Here is a 16,138-nt window from a genome sequence, read left to right as displayed (position 1 = left end):
AAGCCTATGCGGATGCGGGCGGGTCTGGTCCCCGACCCTGGATTCGCTCAAAGTAGGCCCGCCGCGCCGCTTGGGCCCTGAGCGCGGCGGCGTGCTGCTCCGCCATCAGCCACGAACCCAGATGGGCTTCGGCGCCACGCAATTGGCGGTACACCCGTTGCACCACCTCGGCGAGTGCCCGGCGATCGTACAGTCCGCCCACGGACAACAGCAGCTCGCGCACGAGGCGCACTTGCGCGCGGGCGTCGAGGCGAACCGGCAGCAGGTTCTCGACGGCGACGAAGTCGGCCAGCAGCATCACGAGCTGGGCTGCCCTGGCCACCTGCGCGACCCCCGCCGCGGGATTGAATTGCCGCTCCAGGCCGAGTAGTACCAGGTCCTCCGGCGGGAGCACCGCACCGATCCGTTCGTCGACGAAGGCGACCAGCCGGTTCCGCACCCGGATGGTCCGGCCGCGAGCGACACGCTTCTGGTCGGCGAGCACATCTTCGAAGAACTCCTCGAGGATGATGTCCACCCACGGGGACTGGATGTGCATGGCGGGACCATGCCACGGGCCACCGACATCCGCGATAACGCGAGGAAGGGGACGGGCGCCTCACGGCGCGCGTCCCCTTCGAGGTGGTGCGAATGCTACTTGGCGGCAGCCTTCAGCTTGCTACCGGCGCTGACCTTGACTCCGTAGCCGGCCTTGATCTCGATGGCCTCGCCCGTGGAGGGGTTGCGGCCGGCGCGGGCCTCGCGGTGAGTGCGCTCGAATGCCAACCAGCCGGGGATCGTAACCTTGTTGCCGTCGTGCACATTGCTGGCGACCGTGCTGAACAGGGCGTCGAGGACGCCGTTCACTGCTGCCTGGCTCTGGCCAGACTCGGCGGCAACTGCCGCGACGAGCTCGGTACGGTTTAGCGACTTGTCAGCCATTGGGTGTCCTCCTCGGACGTCGTGCCGGCGGCGCCAAGTGGCCGGCTCAAACGAGCGGCCGCTCTGCACCGATCAGCGTTTGGATCAGTTTTGAGCTTGTGGAACGTTACACAGTGTTCTTATCACACTGTGATTCGGCTCCTGGCCCCGGATTTCCGGGCACGAGCCGAATGACAATTTACCAGCTTGACTTCGTGATGCCGGGCAATTCGCCCCGGTGAGCCATATCCCGGAACCGGACCCGGGACACGCCGAATTGGCTGAGGTACCCACGCGGACGTCCGTCGATGGCGTCGCGGCCGCGCAGACGCACCGGCGACGCGTCGCGGGGCAGCTTCTGCAGGCCGACGCGAGCGGCTTCGCGCTGCTCGTCGGTGGAGGCGGGGTCGACCAGCGCCTTCTTCAGTTCCAGTCGCTGCGCCGCGTAGCGCGCGACGATGACCTTGCGCTGCTCGTTCTTCGCGATCTTGCTCTTCTTTGCCATGCTTTAGCGCTCCTCGCGGAATTCAACGTGCTTGCGGACGACCGGGTCGTACTTCTTCAGCACCAGGCGGTCGGGGTCGTTGCGGCGGTTCTTGCGGGTCACGTAGGTGTACCCGGTGCCGGCCGTCGACCGTAGTTTGATGATGGGTCGGACATCCTGCTGCTTGGCCATTAGATCTTCTCCCCACGGGCCAGGAGGTCCTTGACCACTGATTCGATGCCACGGGAATCGATCACCTTGATGCCCTTGGCGCTGACGGTGAGCGTGACGTTACGGCGCAGCGAGGGGACGAAGTAGGTCTTCTTCTGCACGTTCGGGTCGAAACGCCGCTTGGTGCGGCGGTGCGAGTGTGAAATGTTGTGCCCAAAGCCGGGAACGGCTCCGGTCACTTGGCAGACAGCTGCCATGATTTTCCTCCATACCGTAGGGCTGACGCCCTACCCAAGGTCACTTGTCGGCACGCTTGTTCCACCGGATTCCCCTCGACGGGCGAAGGAAGGTGGCAGAGGCGCACGGGCCACACGGAGATGCCGCGGGCCAACGATCAACACTATGCGATGCGGAGGGCCCGCGCAACTCAGCCCGCACGCGCCGAACGATGCCTTTCCGGACGAGAGGCCCCGCCGCGGCGGGTGATCTCGTCCGGAAGGCTATCGCTGGCGCGGCGGAGCGGCCCGCAGTGCTGTACTGCAGGAGGCGCACAGCCCGAACACGTCGACCACGTGTTCGGCCTGGGTGAAGCCGTGTTCGGCTGCGACCGTCTGCGCCCAGCGCTCGACGGCATCCGCTTTGATCTCCGCCGTGGCCCCGCACCGACGGCAGATCAGGTGGTGATGGTGCCCGGTTGTGCAGGCTCGATAGAGGGTTTCGCCGTCGGCCGACTGCAAGGAATCGGCCTCCCCGCCGGTAGCGAGGTCGGCCAGCGCCCGGTACACCGTGGCGAGCCCGATCGTGTTGCCGGTCTCGCGCAGTTCCGAAAACAGGCTCTGAGCGCTGACGAATGCGTCGCTGGAGCCGAGCGCGTCGCGAACGGCTTCACGCTGCCAGGTATTGCGTTTCATGGCACCGCCCTTACCGGTATGGCGTGCGACTCGGCCGAGTGGCGGCGTGGTAGCCGCCGCGGGCCGATCACCCGGCACACCACGTAGATGAGGAAGGAGATCGTCGTCACGTACGGGCTGATCGGCAGCCCGCCACCGAGCGCCAACAGGATGCCACCGACCACCGACACGACGGCGAACACGACGCTGAGCAACGGCGTGAGTAACGGCGAGGCAGTCACCCGCATGGCCGCGGCGGCCGGGGTGACCAGTAGCGAAAGGACAAGCAGCGCGCCGACGATCTGGATCGACACCGCGGTGGCCAGCCCGAGCAGGATCATGAACAGGATGGAGATCGTCGTCACGGGCACGCCACGCGCCCTGGCGACATCCGCATCGATGCTGGAGAAGCTCAGCGGCCGCCAGATGATCAGCAGCCCGAACACGACAATTCCGGAAATCAGGGCGAGCATGCCCAGCTGCGGGTTGTCCACAGACACGATCTGCCCGAGCAGCAGTCCGAACTTGTTGGCACTGCGCCCCTTGTACAGGGCCAGGAACAGGATGCCGAGGCCGAGGCCGAACGGCATCAGCACCGCGATGATGGAATTGCGTTCCTTGGCCTTGACACCGAGGATGCCGATCAGCAGCGCCGCGAGCAGCGAGCCGACGATCGAGCCGGTGACGACGTCCGTGCCGATCAGCAGCGCCGCGGAGGCGCCGGCGAACGACAGCTCGCTGACACCGTGCACGGCGAAGGCAAGGTCGCGGGTCATCACGAACGGACCGATCAGCCCGCCAACGACGCCGAGCAGCGCGCCGGCGAGGATCGAGTTCTTGACCAGGACGAGCAGTTCGCCGTAGTTGGCGAAGCCGAAAATCTGCGACCAGAAGTCGCCAGACGCATCCAGCATCAGCAGGGCGTGCAGCATCACGTCTCCGACTGTTCGTAGATGTGGTGCTCGAGGTGGTCGTGTACCCCGTAGCCCTCGGGGGCGCCAAGCACGACGATGCGCCCGCGACTGCGGATCACCTCGACGGGCGTGTCGTACATGGAGGAGAGCACCTCGCTGCGCAACACCTCGTCAGGGGTGCCGATCCGGAACCGCCCGCCCGCGAGGTAGAGCACCCGGTCGGCCATGCCGAGGATCGGATTGACGTCGTGGGTGACGAACACCACGGCGGTACCGAAATCCCTGCGCTGCTTATCGATCAGTTCGCTCACGGAGCGCTGGTGGTGCAGGTCCAGGGAGAGCAGGGGCTCGTCGCAGAGCAGCAGTCGAGGCTGGCCGGCGATGGACTGGCCGACCCGGATGCGTTGCTGCTCGCCACCGGAGAGAGTGGCCACCGGGGCGTTGGCGTAGGCGGTGGCACCGACCGCCTCGAGCACCTCGTCGACCCGGTGACGCTGTGCGCGGGTAGCGATCGGCAGCCCCCAGCGTTGCCCATTGACGCCGAAGGTGACCAGGTCGCGGGCGCGCAACGGAGTGCCGGGCTCCATCAGCTTCTGCTGCGGGATGTAGCCGATCCGGCGGCTGCCCTTGGTGACCGGTTCGCCGAGGAAGGAGATGCTGCCGGAGCTCAGCGGCTGCTGGCCGAGGATCGTTTTGAGCAGACTGGATTTGCCGGTGCCGTTCGGTCCGAGCACCGCGAGGAACTCGCCGGCGTGCACATCGAGCGTGAGGCCGCGCCACAGTTGGCGGTCACCGAAGGCGAGTCCGGCCGAGCGCAGGCTGAGCACCGGCGAGTCAGCCATGGGTCAACGCCGCCTTCACCTTGGCGAGGTTGTCGCGCATCCAGCTCAGGTAGGTGGCGTCCTGCGGCAGGGTTTCGGTCACGGCAACGGTCGGGATGCCGGATGCCTTCGCCGCGGCGCGCAGCTGCTCGGTTTCCGGCCCGGAGGTCTGCGCGTTGTAGACCAGCAACCGCACCCGCTTTTCGGTGAACAGCTCAAGGGTGGCGTGCATCAGCGCCGGGGCGACTCCGCTGCCGTCCTCGACCGCCCGACTGAACGCGGCCGGCGTTTTGTCCACCAGCCCGCAGGCTGCCAGAAGGTAGAGCGGCACCGGTTCGGTGACCGCGACACCGTCGCCCGCGTGGTCCTCTTTCACGGTCGCGGCGTCGCGTTCGAGCTGGGCCAGCGCGGCGGTGAAGGCAGCTGCGCCGGCGGTGAAGTCGTCGCTGCGGGCCGGTTCCAGGGTGGAGAAGGCGGCGGCCAGCCGCTCGCCGACCTTGCGCATCGCCGGGAGATCGTACCAAACGTGCTCGTTGAACCCGTCGGCGTCCTGGTCCAGGCCCGAGGCGGTCACCGCGTTGACCACCTCGGGGCGCGCGCCTGATCCGGACAGCAGCGAGTCGACGAAGTCGTCGTAGCCGCCGCCGTTTTCGACCACGACCTGCGCCTTGGCCACCGCGAGTTGGTCCTGCGCGCTCGCCTCGAACGAATGCGGGTCTTGGGCAGGGTCGGTGATCAGGGCGGTCACCGCGACGGCGTCACCACCGATCGCCCTGGCGATGTCGCCGTACACGCTGGTGGAGGCGACGACGGCGATTCTGCCGTCCTGGTGGGATGGCACCGCGGTCGACGCGCATCCGGCGAGCGCCGAGACCGCAAGGACCCCGGCGACGACAATTCCAGTCGTGCGTGCTGCGCGCATGCGGTGGGCTTCCTCGCGTAATGAAACTCGTTATCAATAAGTATCGGCCATCGCTCCGCTGTGCGCCAAATCGGCGGGGACCTCGGTGGGGCTGCGCAGGGCGAGGTGTCAGTCGAGCAGCAGCGCCGGTTCCTCGATAATGCTCGCTACATCCGCAAGGAAACGGCTGGCGACATCGCCGTCGACCACCCGGTGATCGAAGCTCGCGCCGAGCGTGGTGACGAACCGCGGCCGCACCTCGCCGTCGACCACCCACGGCTTCTTCTTGATCGTGCCGAGCGCGACGATGCCCACCTCGCCGGGATTGAGGATCGGCGTGCCGGTGTCCATGCCGAACACGCCGATGTTCGTGATGGTGATGGTGCCGCCCGCGGTGTCGGCCGGGGAGGTCTTGCCCTCGCGCGCGGTGATGGTCAACTGCTCCAGGGCAGAGGCGAGATCCACGAGCGAGAGGCTGTGGGCTTCCTTGACGTTGGGCACGATGAGTCCGCGCGGGGTCGCTGCGGCGATGCCCAGGTTCACGTAGTGCTTGACGATGATTTCGCGGTCCGTCCACTGGGCATTGACCGTGGGATTGCGGCGCACCGCCCAGATCATCGCCTTGGCCATGATGAGCAGCGGCGACACCTTGATGCCGGCGAAGTCCGCGGATGCCTTGAGCCGCGCCACGAACTCCATCGTGCGCGTGGCATCCACATCGACGAACAAACTCACGTGCGGTGCGCTGAAGGCGCTGGAGACCATGGCAGAGGCGATCGCCTTGCGCACGCCCTTGACCGGGATGCGCTCCTCGCGCTCGTTGGACCAGTCCGGCGTCTGCAGGTTACGGAACACGCTGACCTGCGAGGCCTGGCGCATCACGTCGTCGCGGGTGACTTCGCCAACCGGACCTGTGGGGGTGACAGCGGCCAGATCGACATCGAGGTCCTTGGCCAGCTTGCGCACCGGCGGTTTCGCCAGCACCGCGGACCCGGCGATGACCCGTTCGGGCACCGGTGTCGTGCGGGTCCTGCGTCTGGACCGGGCCGGACCTCGGCTGCCGTAGCCGACCAGCACCGCGCCGGATCCCTCGGGGGTGGTGTCGTCGGTCTCGGAGGAAATGCTGCCCGCAGTGTCCGCGACGGCGTCACCCTCCGGCGCCTTCTCGGCCGGATCCACGACGCCATCGACCGCGCCAGCAACCGGTCCCGCGGTCTCCACGGCGATGATCGGGGTGCCCACAGCCACCGTCTGCCCCTCGGGGACCAGGATGGCGGTGACCACTCCGGCGAACGGTGACGGCAGCTCGACCAGCGACTTCGCGGTCTCGATCTCGACGAGCACCTGGTTGACGTCGACGCTCTCCCCCACGGCGACCCGCCAGGACACGATTTCGGCCTCGGTGAGGCCTTCCCCGGCATCCGGTAGCGCGAACTCTGCAGTGGTCATGAGCGATCCTTAGTAAGCCAGCACCCGGTCGACGGCCTCGAGCACGCGGTCGACGTCCGGGAGGTATACGTCCTCCAGCTTGGACGGCGGGAACGGCGTGTCGAAGGCCGACACGCGCAATACCGGCGCTTGCAGCGAGTAGAACGCCTTCTCGGCGACGGTAGCAGCAATCTCGGACGGGATGCTGACGAATCCGGGCGCTTCGGAGGCGATGACGATTCGACCGGTTTTGCGCACCGAGGTGAAAATTGGTGCGTAATCCACCGGCGACAGTGAGCGCAGGTCGAGCACCTCGGCGCTCGTGCCCTCCGCGGCGGCGAGTTCCGCCGCCTGCAGCAACACGCTCACCATGGCGCCGTGGCCGACCAGCGTGACGTCGGTACCGCGGCGTACCACGGTGCTGGCGTGCAGCGGCAGCGCGGCGGCGCTGTAATCGACCGGGCCCTTGTGCCAGTAGCGGCTCTTGGGCTCGAAGAACAGCACCGGATCCTGACTGGCGATCGCCTCCTGGATCATCCAATAGGCGTCGTTCGGGGTGCTGGGGCTGACCAGGCGCAGTCCCGGAGTGTGTGCGAAGTACGCCTCGGGGCTTTCCTGGTGGTGCTCGACCGCGCCGATGTGGCCGCCGTAGGGCACCCGGATCACGACGGGCATGCTGACCCGGCCCTCGTGCCGGTTGGTCATCTTGGCCAACTGAGTGGTGATCTGGTCGAAGCCGGGGAAGATGAATCCATCGAACTGGATCTCGCACACCGGCCGGAACCCGCGCATCGCCAGACCGATCGCGGTGCCGACGATTCCAGCCTCCGCCAGGGGCGTGTCGATGACCCGCCGCGAGCCGAACTGCTGCTGCAGCCCCTCGGTGACCCGGAACACTCCGCCGAGCGGGCCGATGTCCTCGCCCATGAGCAGCACCTTGGGATCATCCTCCAGCGCCTTGCGCAGCCCGGCGTTCAGCGCCTTCGCCAGCGGCAGTTCAGCCAATTCGCTCACGCGGCACCGCCTGCCGCCGGGCCTGTACCGAGCCCCGCCGAAGTGCTCGTACTGAGCCCCGTCGAAGTGAAGCTCGCCTCATACTCGGCCAGCCAGTGTTTCTGCTCGTCAATCACCGGATGCGGCTCGGAATAGACGAAGTCGAAGATCGTGTCGCGCTCCGGCGACGGCAACTCCAGTGTGCGGCGGCGGATGTCGGCGGCGAAGTCCTCCGCCTCGGTGCGCACGTCGGAGAAGAACCGATCACCTTCCCCGCGGGAGCGCAGCCACGTCTCGTAGCGGGCAATCGGATCGCGGGCCAGCCAGTACTGCAGCTGACTGTCCTCCCGGTACTTGGTCGGATCATCGGAGGAGGTGTGCGCGCCGATCCGGTAGGTGAGCGCCTCGATCATGCGGGGGCCGCCTCCGGAGCGAGCGGCATCCAGGTTCTTCGCGGTGACCGCGTAGCTCGCGAGCACATCGTTACCGTCGATTTGCACCCCGGGCACGCCGAAGCCGCACGACCTCAGGTATAGCGGGGTGCGCGACTGCACACTCACCGGCACCGAGATGGCCCACTGGTTGTTCTGCAGAAAGAACACCTGCGGCGTCTGGAAGCTCGCGGCGAACACGAACGCCTCGCTGACGTCGCCCTGCGAGGTGGCGCCGTCGCCGAAGTAGACCATGACCGCTTCGTCGACGTCGGGATTCCCGGTCGCGGTGTGCTCATCGAAGACGACGCCCATGGCGTATCCGGTGGCGTGCAGCGACTGCGAGCCGACGACGAGGGTGTAGAGGTGGAAATTCCCGGTGGCGGACGGATCCCAGCCGCCGTGGGTGGTGCCGCGCAGCAGTTTGATGATTCCGAGCACGTCGACGCCGCGCACCATGCCGACGGCGTGCTCCCGGTACGCCGGGAACAGGTGGTCCTGGCTGCGGGCGGCGTGCGCCGAACCGATCTGCGCGGCTTCCTGGCCCATGCTCGGCACCCACAGCCCGAGCTGGCCCTGCCGCTGCAGGTTCGCGGCCTCCACATCGAATCGGCGGGTGACCACCATGTCGCGGTAGAACGTGCGAAGCGCGTCATCGCTCAGCGCATCGATGTACGGCAGGTACTCTGCCGCCGAGCCGTTCGTGCACAGTACGCCTTCCGGGGACAGCAACTGCACCATCGTCTCGGATTCTGCCACGGTCACCTCGGGGTGTCAGGTCGTTTGCTACGCCGGCCCCAGCGTGCCCACGCGACGCCGATTCGCGTCAATTCACTAATCTATCGCCGTGACGGCGGGCATCCTTGTGAGGTTCTTCACAACCTCGGCCGCACCACTGAGGAGTTTTTCCACAGATTCTCTCTCGCCGATGGAGACACGGATGCCGTCAGCGCCCAGCGCGCGCCCCACGATCCCGTGACGCAGCAACGTTTCGGCGGCCTCGGCGGTAGCTTCCCCTGTGGCCAACCAGACGAAGTTGCCCTGAGGTTTCGGGATGCGCCACCCCTGGGCTTCCAGCGAGCGCCACACCTCGTCGCGCTGTGCGCAGATCGCCGCGACGCGCTCCAGCAGTTCCGGCTCGTGGTCGAGGGCGGCGATGGCGGCGCGCTGCGCCGGCTCGGTGACCGACAGCGGGATCGCGGCCGCCCGGGCGACATCCAGCAGAAAGCTGTCCCCGAGCGCATAGCCGACGCGCAGCCCCGCGAGCCCGTAGGCCTTCGAGAAGGTGCGCAGCACGACGAGGTTCGGGTACCGCCCGAGCAGGGTGAGTCCGTTCACGGCCGCCGGATCGGTGACGAATTCGGCGTAGGCCTCGTCAAGCAGCACGAGCACCGTGGGCGGCACGGCGGCAATGAAGTCGGCAAATTCTTCCACCGTGACGATGGTGGAGGTGGGATTGTTGGGCGAGCACACGATGACCACGCGGGTGCGGTCGGTGATCGCTGCCGCCATGGCGGGTAGGTCGTGCCGGCCGTCGGGCAGGTTCGGCACCATCACGCTGGTGGCGCCGGACACGGTCACCAGGCCGGGGTAGGCCTCGAAGGACCGCCACGAGTAGACGACCTCATCCCCGGGTCCGGCGGCGGCGGAGATGAACTGGGCCAGGAGCGCGACCGAACCGGAACCCACGTGCACCGACTGGATCGGTACACCGGCGCGTTCGGCGAGCCGCTGGCTGAGCTCGTGTGCCGAGGCATCCGGGTAGCGATTGACCGAGGCGGTGGCGACGGCCTCGATCACGGCGGGGATCGGCTCGAACGGGTTCTCGTTGGAGGAGAGTTTGAAGGCGTCGGCCGGTGCCGTCTTGCCTTGGCGGTAGGGCTGCACGGCGAGGATCTCGGGACGGAATCGGACGCGCGGCGAGTCTTTAGTGCTCATCGTTCGAGTCTATTCACCGCGGTCCTCGCGTTGCACGGCTCGGTGACACACGGGCATAGTTGGGGAATGAAGAGATTCCTGGTGCGTCTGGTCATCAACGCGATCGCCCTCTGGCTCACCACGCTCATCGTGGCCGGCGTCATGGTGACGCCGTTTGCCCCCGGCGACACCCTGGCCGTCGTGCTCACCTATCTGCTGGTGGCGCTGATCTTCGGCATCGTCAACGGTGTCATCGGCGACTTCGTCCGCATCGTGGCGTTCCCGGTGTACATCCTCACGTTGGGTCTGATTGCGCTGGTCGTCAACGGGCTGCTGCTGATGCTCGTCAGCCTGATCTCGGATGCGCTGGGCTTCGGACTGCACGTCGAGAACTTCTGGTGGGGCGTGCTGGGGGCCATCGTCCTGGGCTTCCTCAGCTGGCTGATCGGCATCCTGGTGCGTCCGATCGTGGGCCGGCGCTAGAAATCTCGCCGCTACGACCTCACTCACGGCTGGCCAGGTAGAACATCGAGGTCACCGTGGCGCCCGTGCGGCTTGGCCCGTTGATCGAGCGCAGCGCGGCGGTGAGACGCGGGTCGTCCGAGGCATCCACCAGGTGGGCGGTCTCCCGGTAGCGACTCAACTCGTGTGCCGGGAACACCAGCGGTGACACCGGCGGCTGTCCGTCGAACAGCGACCGACGCACGAGCACCGGTTGCGACGACGTGAACGTGCCGCCGGTGGCCGGCACGAGGTCCTCACGGTGTTCCAGGGCCACGTAGGGCACGGCGCCCGGCACGGGGATCTGCCCCACGGGTCCGCCGAGGGTGATGAGGCCGGCGGTGCGGTATTCGCCTGAGGCCGCGAGCCGGGCGGCGACCAGCCCGCCCTGCGAGTAGCCGGTGAAGACCACGGTGGAGGCCGGGGTGATCCCGGCGAGCGCCATGGCCTGCTGCGCCGCGCGGTACGAGCCGGCTCCAGTTCCGGCGACCGCGCTGATGTTGCTGGTCATATCCCAGGCCTGGGTGCCGGGGGTGAGCGAGAAATCCGAGGTTCCGGCTAGGTAGACCTCGAAGCGGTCGGCCTGGCCGGGTGCGCTGATCCGGTCGATGCGCACCTGCGAACCGTGGGTGGGGATGCGACCGGCCCGCTCCTCGACGTTGGTGGCGACGGTGCCGCCGCGCACTGTGCCCACCCGCCGCACGGTGACCGGGGTCTCGCGCAGCGCCCCGAACGGTGCGGCGAGTCCAGCCACGGTCGCCGCGGAGGTGTCCAGGCCGAGGATGCCCAGTCCCTCGTCGCCGAGCAGGTGCGACAGCCCGAACGGCACATGCAGTGCTCCCGCGCCGACGTCATCGGCGCTCATGGCGGTCAAGCGCACCAGCTCGACGACCTGAGGGTCGCTGAGTAGCGCCTTGTGCGAGGCCGCCCAGTGGGTCAGCCCGCTGACAACGGCCCGCCGCTGCGCCTCCGACATCGTGGCCAGCTTGAGAGCCAGAGCGCTGCCGACTGCGCTTGCGGCGGGCAGCGCCATCAGCGCGAGCAGGGGAAGGAAAAAGCCGAGGTCGTAGCCGAACAGGGCGGCCAGGCACTGCGCGGCCCGGGCGGCGAAGGTTTCGGCGAACGCGTACCGGTCGGCCGCCTGATCCAGCGACCGGGCCAACCGGGCACTGGCGCCAGCGCACCGGATGAGGCCGGCATCGGCGGCGTCGATCGCTCGCTCCGCCGCGATGGCGCTGAGCGGAGCATCCACGCTCCGCAGCGCGGAGGCGGTGACCGTGCGGTCAATCACGATCAGTTGCCGGCGGATCGCACCGACGTCGCCGCTCAAGCTGTCAAGGCGCCGGGCGGCCGCCTTGAGCTTCGTGGTGACCACGGAGACCGCTCCCGGCCCGCCGATCGCCAGATCGTCCGACATCTCACCCGCCCTGCGCCAGGGTATTGCGGGCCCGGCGCGTGTCGGCCAGCGCGCTCTGCAGATGCTCGGCCACCAGCTCCAGGTCACGACGCAGCCGCTCAGCCGCCTCGGCGTAGAACCGCTCGGCTACGCCGTTCCACTGGTCGTGCAGCCTGGGCGGCGACGAGGTGGCGAGGGTCTGCTCGAAGTGACGTGCGAGCGCTGCCAGCGACTCTTCCTGCCGTTCCAGCGCGATGCGCAGCGACTCCCGGGCGCTCACCGCCGCGCCGGAGATGCCCACCGGTTCCATGTCCCTCCTCCCGTCTGCCTCGGTCTGGAAAAGTGTGCCGCACGGGTCTGCCCGGCAGCTGCAGCGGTGGGCCGCGCTGTGCGAAGCCGGTGGCGGCGGCCACGGTGTGGGAGAGGAGTGGATGCCATCCGCTGCCCGCGCCGCGGTGACCGTCGGATGCCGCCCAACTGCGGGACAATGGTGCGATGAGCCCCGACATGACTGCCTTGCCAGAACAGCCGCTGAGTCCCCTGGACGGCCGCTATCGCACTGCGGTGTCCGGCCTGAGCGAGCAATTGTCGGAAGCGGCGTTGAACCGGGCGCGGGTGCACGTCGAGGTGGAGTGGCTGCTGTACCTGACCAACCACTCCCTCTTCGGATCCAGCCCACTGCCCGATGCGAAGGTGCGGGCGCTGCGCGGCCTGGTCTCGCACTTCGGCCAGGATGACATCGCGCAGTTGGCAAAGCTGGAGGCGACAACCCGGCACGACGTCAAAGCGGTGGAGTATTTCGTCCGCGCCAAGCTGGCGGACCTGGATCTTGACCGGATCAGCGAACTCACCCACTTCGGCTGCACGAGTGAGGACATCAACAACCTCGCCTACGCGCTCACCATCGGTGCAGCGGTGCGGGAGGTCTGGCTGCCCAAGCTGCACCGGGTGATCGACGCGCTGCACGAGCGTGCCGTCAGCCACCGGGCCACCGCGATGCTGGCGCACACGCACGGGCAGCCGGCGACCCCTACGACGGTGGGGAAGGAATTCGCGGTCTTTGTCGCTCGACTGCGCCGTCTCGCCGCGCAGGTCGAGTCGACCGATTACTGGGGTAAGTTCAGCGGGGCGACCGGCACCTTCGCGGCGCAGATGGCCGCCGATCCGGCCCAGGACTGGGCCACCATCTCACAGGAGTTCGTGTCCTCACTGGGGCTGATGTGGAATCCGCTCACCACCCAGATCGAGCCGCACGACTGGCAAGCCGAGCTGTACAGCAAGGTGAGCCACGTCAACCGGGTGCTGCACAATCTGTGCACCGACGTGTGGACGTACATTTCGATGGGCTATTTCACTCAGATCCCGCCGGCCGGGAGCACCGGTTCGTCGACCATGCCGCACAAGATCAACCCGATCCGGTTCGAGAACGCGGAAGCCAACCTCGAATTGTCGTCGGCGATCCTGGAGTTGCTCGCGCAGACCCTGGTCACCTCGCGATTGCAGCGCGACCTCACCGATTCCACCACTCAGCGCAACGTCGGAGTGGGCTTCGGCCATTCGCTGCTGGCGATGGACAACATCCTGCGCGGTCTTCCGGAGCTCGCGGTGAACCTGCCGAAGCTGGCCGCCGACCTGGACGCGAACTGGGAAGTGCTCGGCGAGGCGATCCAGACCGTGATCCGGGCGGAGGTGGCGGCCGGCCGCTCGTCGATCTCCGACCCGTACGCCATGCTCAAGGAATTGACCCGCGGCAAGCACATCGGCCGGCAGGAGTTGGCGGCGTTCGTCTCCGGTCTCGACATCGGCGCCGAGGCGAAGGACCGGCTGCTGGCGCTCACCCCCGCCGGTTACGTCGGCCTGGCCAGCGACCTCGTGGAGTACGCGGCACGGTAGCTGGCACGTCAGTTGGGCTTGTCGTCCTGTTCGGCCAGTTCGATCTTTTCACCCGGATTGGGTTTCATCGCCAGCACGAGCATCGCGATGATGACGACCGAGAGGATGAACGCGACGCCGAAGAAGATCAGCGCAAGGATGATGTCCCGAGTCGTCATCAGCACGACCAGGCCGGCGAAGGCGCCGAACACCGCCGACAGTCCGAGCAGCTCGGCCGGACGCATCCGGTCTCGCATGGTGGGAACTACCATGATCAGTTCGTCCTCTCCGCGGGCGCAGCTGCCCCGCGCACGTTCTGGGTGCCCCACTTGAGCGAGAGCGCGCCGATGATCAGGTACACGCACAACAGGATGCCGTAGGCGCCCAGAAGACCGATGGCCAGCACGGAGTCCTGCGGGATCAGCAGGAACACCAGGGCGGCCACAGCGGTGAAGGCACCCACAGTCAGCCAGTCCCGTGACACCCCGGGGTGCCGGCGAGCGCGCAGGCCACTGTACAGCTCAAGGAATCCGGTGATCGCCATGAACGCCGGGAGCAGCAGCAAGAGAAGGCCCAGCCCGCCACCGTTGAAAAGGAGCGCCATCGCCCCCAGAAGCGCCGCCAGCACCCCTTGGACGATGACATTGACCCGCACGACCCGGTCGGCGAATCGATCTCGCAGTAGGAGCATGATCGCCCCGGAGACCAGCGCGAAGGCACCGAACAGAATGAGGCCGAGCTGGGCGGAATGGTCGGCGGAGAAGGTGATGTACAGCCCCAGGATGCCCGCGGGCACGGCCCTGGCCAGCGGCACCGGCCAGTAGGAGCGACGCGGCGCGGTGGCGGCGCCGTCCGGTGCGTTTCGAGTCGCGTCGTTCTCAAGCGAGGCGTTTTCAGGTGCATCGTTTTCAGGCGCGGCGCTTTCAGGCGCGGCGCTTTCAGGCGCGTCGGGGCCTGGGACGGCATGGCCCGGCGCTGCGTTGTCCCTGTCAGCGGACACGAATCCTCTTCCCGACACGATTTATCTCCGCACCAAGTTTACGTGTCAGAAAACCGGCGGCGAGCGATAGCTTTTGGGACGATACCGCCCGCCGCGGTGGCCACACTGGTCCGAAACCGCATCCCTCGGGTGGCTAGATGGTCGCCATGTCCTGGAACCGCGAGAAGTGCCCCTGGAACGCGACGGTGATGGTACGGGTCGGCCCGTTGCGGTGCTTGGCGATGATGAAGTCTGCTTCCCCCGCGCGCGGGTTGTCTTTCTCATACGCACCCTCGCGGTGCAGCAGGATGACGACGTCGGCGTCCTGCTCGAGGGATCCTGATTCACGAAGGTCGGACAGCGCCGGCATCTTGTCCTGGCGCTGCTCGGGTCCTCGGTTCAATTGCGACAGAGCGATCACCGGCACCTGGAGCTCCTTGGCGAGCAGCTTCAGTGCCCGGGAGAACTCACTGACTTCCTGCTGGCGGGACTCGACCCGCTTGCCGGAAGTCATGAGCTGCAGATAGTCGATGATGACCATCTTGAGGCCGACCTTTTGCTTCAGTCTGCGACACTTCGCTCGGATCTCGACCAGGGTCATGTTGGGGCTGTCGTCGATGTAGAGCGGCGCATCGTTGATCCGGCCGCGGGTGGACGCGATCGTGGTCCAGTCGCGGGTATCCACTGTGCCCTTGCGCATGTTCTGCAGCGGCACCGCCGATTCGGCGGACAGTAGTCGCATGGCGATCTCGCTGCGGCCCATCTCCAGGGAAAAGATGATCGAGGGCAGGTCGTTCTTGATCGACGCCGCCCTGGCGAAGTCCAGTGCCAGCGTCGACTTGCCCAGCGCAGGGCGGGCGGCGACGATGATCAGCTGCCCAGGGTGCAGCCCGTTGGTCAGTTCGTCGAGTTCGGCGAAGCCGGTGGGAACTCCGGTCATCATGCCGTCGCGGCCCTTGGCCGCTTCGATCTCGTCGATGGCCGTCGTCACCGCCGTGGTCAGCGGAACGAAGTCCTCGGCATCCACCCCGCCGGTGACACCGTAGATCTCGGCCTGCGCGTTGTTGACCAGATCGACGACTTCGCCCTCGCTGGCGTAGCCCATCTGCACGATGCGCGTGCCGGCCTCGACCAAGCGGCGTAGCACGGCTTTTTCGGCGACAATGCCGGCGTAGAAGCCGGCGTTGGCGGCGGTGGGCACCAGGCCGGTGAGCGTGTGCAGGTATTCGGCGCCGCCCGCCCGGGAGATCTCGCCGCTCTTGGTCAGTTCGTCGGTGACGGCGATGACGTCGGTCGGCTCGCCGTGAGAGTACAGCGTGAGGATCGCGTCAAAGATGATTTCATGCTTGGGGATGTAGAAGTCAACGCCTCTGACGCTCTCCACCACGTCGGCGACGGCATCCTTGCTCAGCAGCATGCCGCCGATCGCGCTTTGTTCCGCCAGCAGGTCGTGCGGTGGTGTGCGGTCGGCCTGTCGGTACTCGCTCGAGGGGCTTGGCGACGCCAGCCCCAGATGCGCTATCGACATCCCCAGCCACCC

At 67.3% G+C, this 16,138-nt stretch carries 20 protein-coding genes; 2 read left to right on the top strand and 18 right to left on the bottom strand.

The genetic code is table 11. The features are described from left to right. Positions 1-4 precede the first annotated feature (4 nt). The 13 genes from ABFX56_RS08810 to ABFX56_RS08750 all read right to left on the bottom strand — a co-directional run bounded on the left by ABFX56_RS08810 (position 5) and on the right by ABFX56_RS08750 (position 9,871). Positions 5-538, bottom strand: coding sequence for a hypothetical protein (locus ABFX56_RS08810; RefSeq protein WP_346232872.1), 534 nt, complete (start codon positions 536-538; stop codon positions 5-7). Positions 539-633: 95 nt separating this feature from the next. Next, a complete protein-coding gene (locus ABFX56_RS08805; RefSeq protein WP_346232871.1) occupies positions 634-921 on the bottom strand; it encodes an HU family DNA-binding protein in 288 nt (95 codons plus the stop codon). A gap of 178 nt (positions 922-1,099) precedes the next feature. After that, the gene (rpsN, locus tag ABFX56_RS08800) at positions 1,100-1,405 is read right to left on the bottom strand and encodes a 30S ribosomal protein S14 (RefSeq protein ID WP_346232870.1); all 306 of its coding nucleotides are present in this window, start codon (positions 1,403-1,405) and stop codon (positions 1,100-1,102) included. Between the two features lie 3 nt (positions 1,406-1,408). Beyond that, entirely contained in the window at positions 1,409-1,576 is a 168-nt protein-coding gene (gene rpmG / locus ABFX56_RS08795; protein WP_096419968.1) for a 50S ribosomal protein L33, read from the bottom strand. Further along, positions 1,576-1,812 carry a 50S ribosomal protein L28 gene (rpmB, locus tag ABFX56_RS08790; protein ID WP_346232869.1) on the bottom strand — a complete coding sequence of 79 codons (237 nt, stop codon included), beginning with the start codon at positions 1,810-1,812 and terminating at the stop codon, positions 1,576-1,578. The genes rpmG and rpmB overlap by 1 nt, the downstream gene beginning before the upstream one ends. A gap of 243 nt (positions 1,813-2,055) precedes the next feature. Beyond that, a complete protein-coding gene (locus ABFX56_RS08785) occupies positions 2,056-2,466 on the bottom strand; it encodes a Fur family transcriptional regulator (RefSeq protein WP_346232868.1) in 411 nt (136 codons plus the stop codon). After that, positions 2,463-3,377: a metal ABC transporter permease gene (locus ABFX56_RS08780; protein ID WP_346233180.1), complete on the bottom strand. Its 915-nt coding sequence runs from the start codon at positions 3,375-3,377 to the stop codon at positions 2,463-2,465. The genes ABFX56_RS08785 and ABFX56_RS08780 overlap by 4 nt, the downstream gene beginning before the upstream one ends. Continuing rightward, entirely contained in the window at positions 3,377-4,201 is an 825-nt protein-coding gene (locus ABFX56_RS08775) for a metal ABC transporter ATP-binding protein (protein ID WP_346232867.1), read from the bottom strand. Before ABFX56_RS08775 ends, ABFX56_RS08780 begins: the two co-directional genes overlap by 1 nt. Then, on the bottom strand, positions 4,194-5,102 hold the full coding sequence (locus ABFX56_RS08770; protein WP_346232866.1) for a metal ABC transporter solute-binding protein, Zn/Mn family: 909 nt from the start codon (positions 5,100-5,102) through the stop codon (positions 4,194-4,196). Before ABFX56_RS08770 ends, ABFX56_RS08775 begins: the two co-directional genes overlap by 8 nt. Positions 5,103-5,210: 108 nt before the next feature. After that, positions 5,211-6,530: a dihydrolipoamide acetyltransferase family protein gene (locus tag ABFX56_RS08765; RefSeq protein WP_346232865.1), complete on the bottom strand. Its 1,320-nt coding sequence runs from the start codon at positions 6,528-6,530 to the stop codon at positions 5,211-5,213. A 9-nt stretch (positions 6,531-6,539) separates the two neighbouring features. Then, complete coding sequence (locus ABFX56_RS08760) at positions 6,540-7,523, bottom strand: alpha-ketoacid dehydrogenase subunit beta (RefSeq protein WP_346232864.1); 984 nt, start codon at positions 7,521-7,523, stop codon at positions 6,540-6,542. Then, on the bottom strand, positions 7,520-8,674 hold the full coding sequence (locus ABFX56_RS08755) for a thiamine pyrophosphate-dependent dehydrogenase E1 component subunit alpha (RefSeq protein WP_346233179.1): 1,155 nt from the start codon (positions 8,672-8,674) through the stop codon (positions 7,520-7,522). The genes ABFX56_RS08760 and ABFX56_RS08755 overlap by 4 nt, the downstream gene beginning before the upstream one ends. 93 nt (positions 8,675-8,767) lie before the next feature. Continuing rightward, entirely contained in the window at positions 8,768-9,871 is a 1,104-nt protein-coding gene (locus tag ABFX56_RS08750) for a histidinol-phosphate transaminase (RefSeq protein ID WP_346232863.1), read from the bottom strand. 66 nt (positions 9,872-9,937) lie between these two features. Between ABFX56_RS08750 and ABFX56_RS08745 the strand changes: the two genes are divergently transcribed. Further along, positions 9,938-10,333: a phage holin family protein gene (locus ABFX56_RS08745; RefSeq protein ID WP_346232862.1), complete on the top strand. Its 396-nt coding sequence runs from the start codon at positions 9,938-9,940 to the stop codon at positions 10,331-10,333. Between the two features lie 19 nt (positions 10,334-10,352). On the opposite strand, the gene ABFX56_RS08740 is transcribed toward ABFX56_RS08745, so the two are convergent. Together ABFX56_RS08740 and ABFX56_RS08735 are read right to left on the bottom strand one after the other, a co-directional pair. Next, on the bottom strand, positions 10,353-11,768 hold the full coding sequence (locus tag ABFX56_RS08740) for a hypothetical protein (RefSeq protein WP_346232861.1): 1,416 nt from the start codon (positions 11,766-11,768) through the stop codon (positions 10,353-10,355). Between the two features lies 1 nt (position 11,769). Continuing rightward, positions 11,770-12,057: a hypothetical protein gene (locus ABFX56_RS08735; protein WP_346232860.1), complete on the bottom strand. Its 288-nt coding sequence runs from the start codon at positions 12,055-12,057 to the stop codon at positions 11,770-11,772. A 197-nt stretch (positions 12,058-12,254) separates the two neighbouring features. Between ABFX56_RS08735 and purB the strand changes: the two genes are divergently transcribed. Then, a complete protein-coding gene (gene purB, locus ABFX56_RS08730) occupies positions 12,255-13,640 on the top strand; it encodes an adenylosuccinate lyase (protein ID WP_346232859.1) in 1,386 nt (461 codons plus the stop codon). Between the two features lie 8 nt (positions 13,641-13,648). Here purB and ABFX56_RS08725 read toward each other — a convergent pair whose 3' ends face one another. From ABFX56_RS08725 to dnaB, 3 genes are all read right to left on the bottom strand, one after another. Further along, positions 13,649-13,891: a hypothetical protein gene (locus ABFX56_RS08725; protein WP_346232858.1), complete on the bottom strand. Its 243-nt coding sequence runs from the start codon at positions 13,889-13,891 to the stop codon at positions 13,649-13,651. A gap of 2 nt (positions 13,892-13,893) precedes the next feature. Then, the gene (locus tag ABFX56_RS08720; RefSeq protein ID WP_346232857.1) at positions 13,894-14,619 is read right to left on the bottom strand and encodes a hypothetical protein; all 726 of its coding nucleotides are present in this window, start codon (positions 14,617-14,619) and stop codon (positions 13,894-13,896) included. 133 nt (positions 14,620-14,752) lie between these two features. After that, positions 14,753-16,126: a replicative DNA helicase gene (gene dnaB, locus ABFX56_RS08715; protein ID WP_346232856.1), complete on the bottom strand. Its 1,374-nt coding sequence runs from the start codon at positions 16,124-16,126 to the stop codon at positions 14,753-14,755. Positions 16,127-16,138: the final 12 nt, after the last annotated feature.

Origin of the sequence: Parafrigoribacterium mesophilum (genome assembly GCF_039652555.1) — a bacterium.
GTDB lineage: Bacteria > Actinomycetota > Actinomycetes > Actinomycetales > Microbacteriaceae > Parafrigoribacterium > Parafrigoribacterium mesophilum.
The sequence above is the reverse complement of the archived record's forward strand: the minus strand, read 5'-3'. Positions and strand labels throughout refer to the sequence as shown.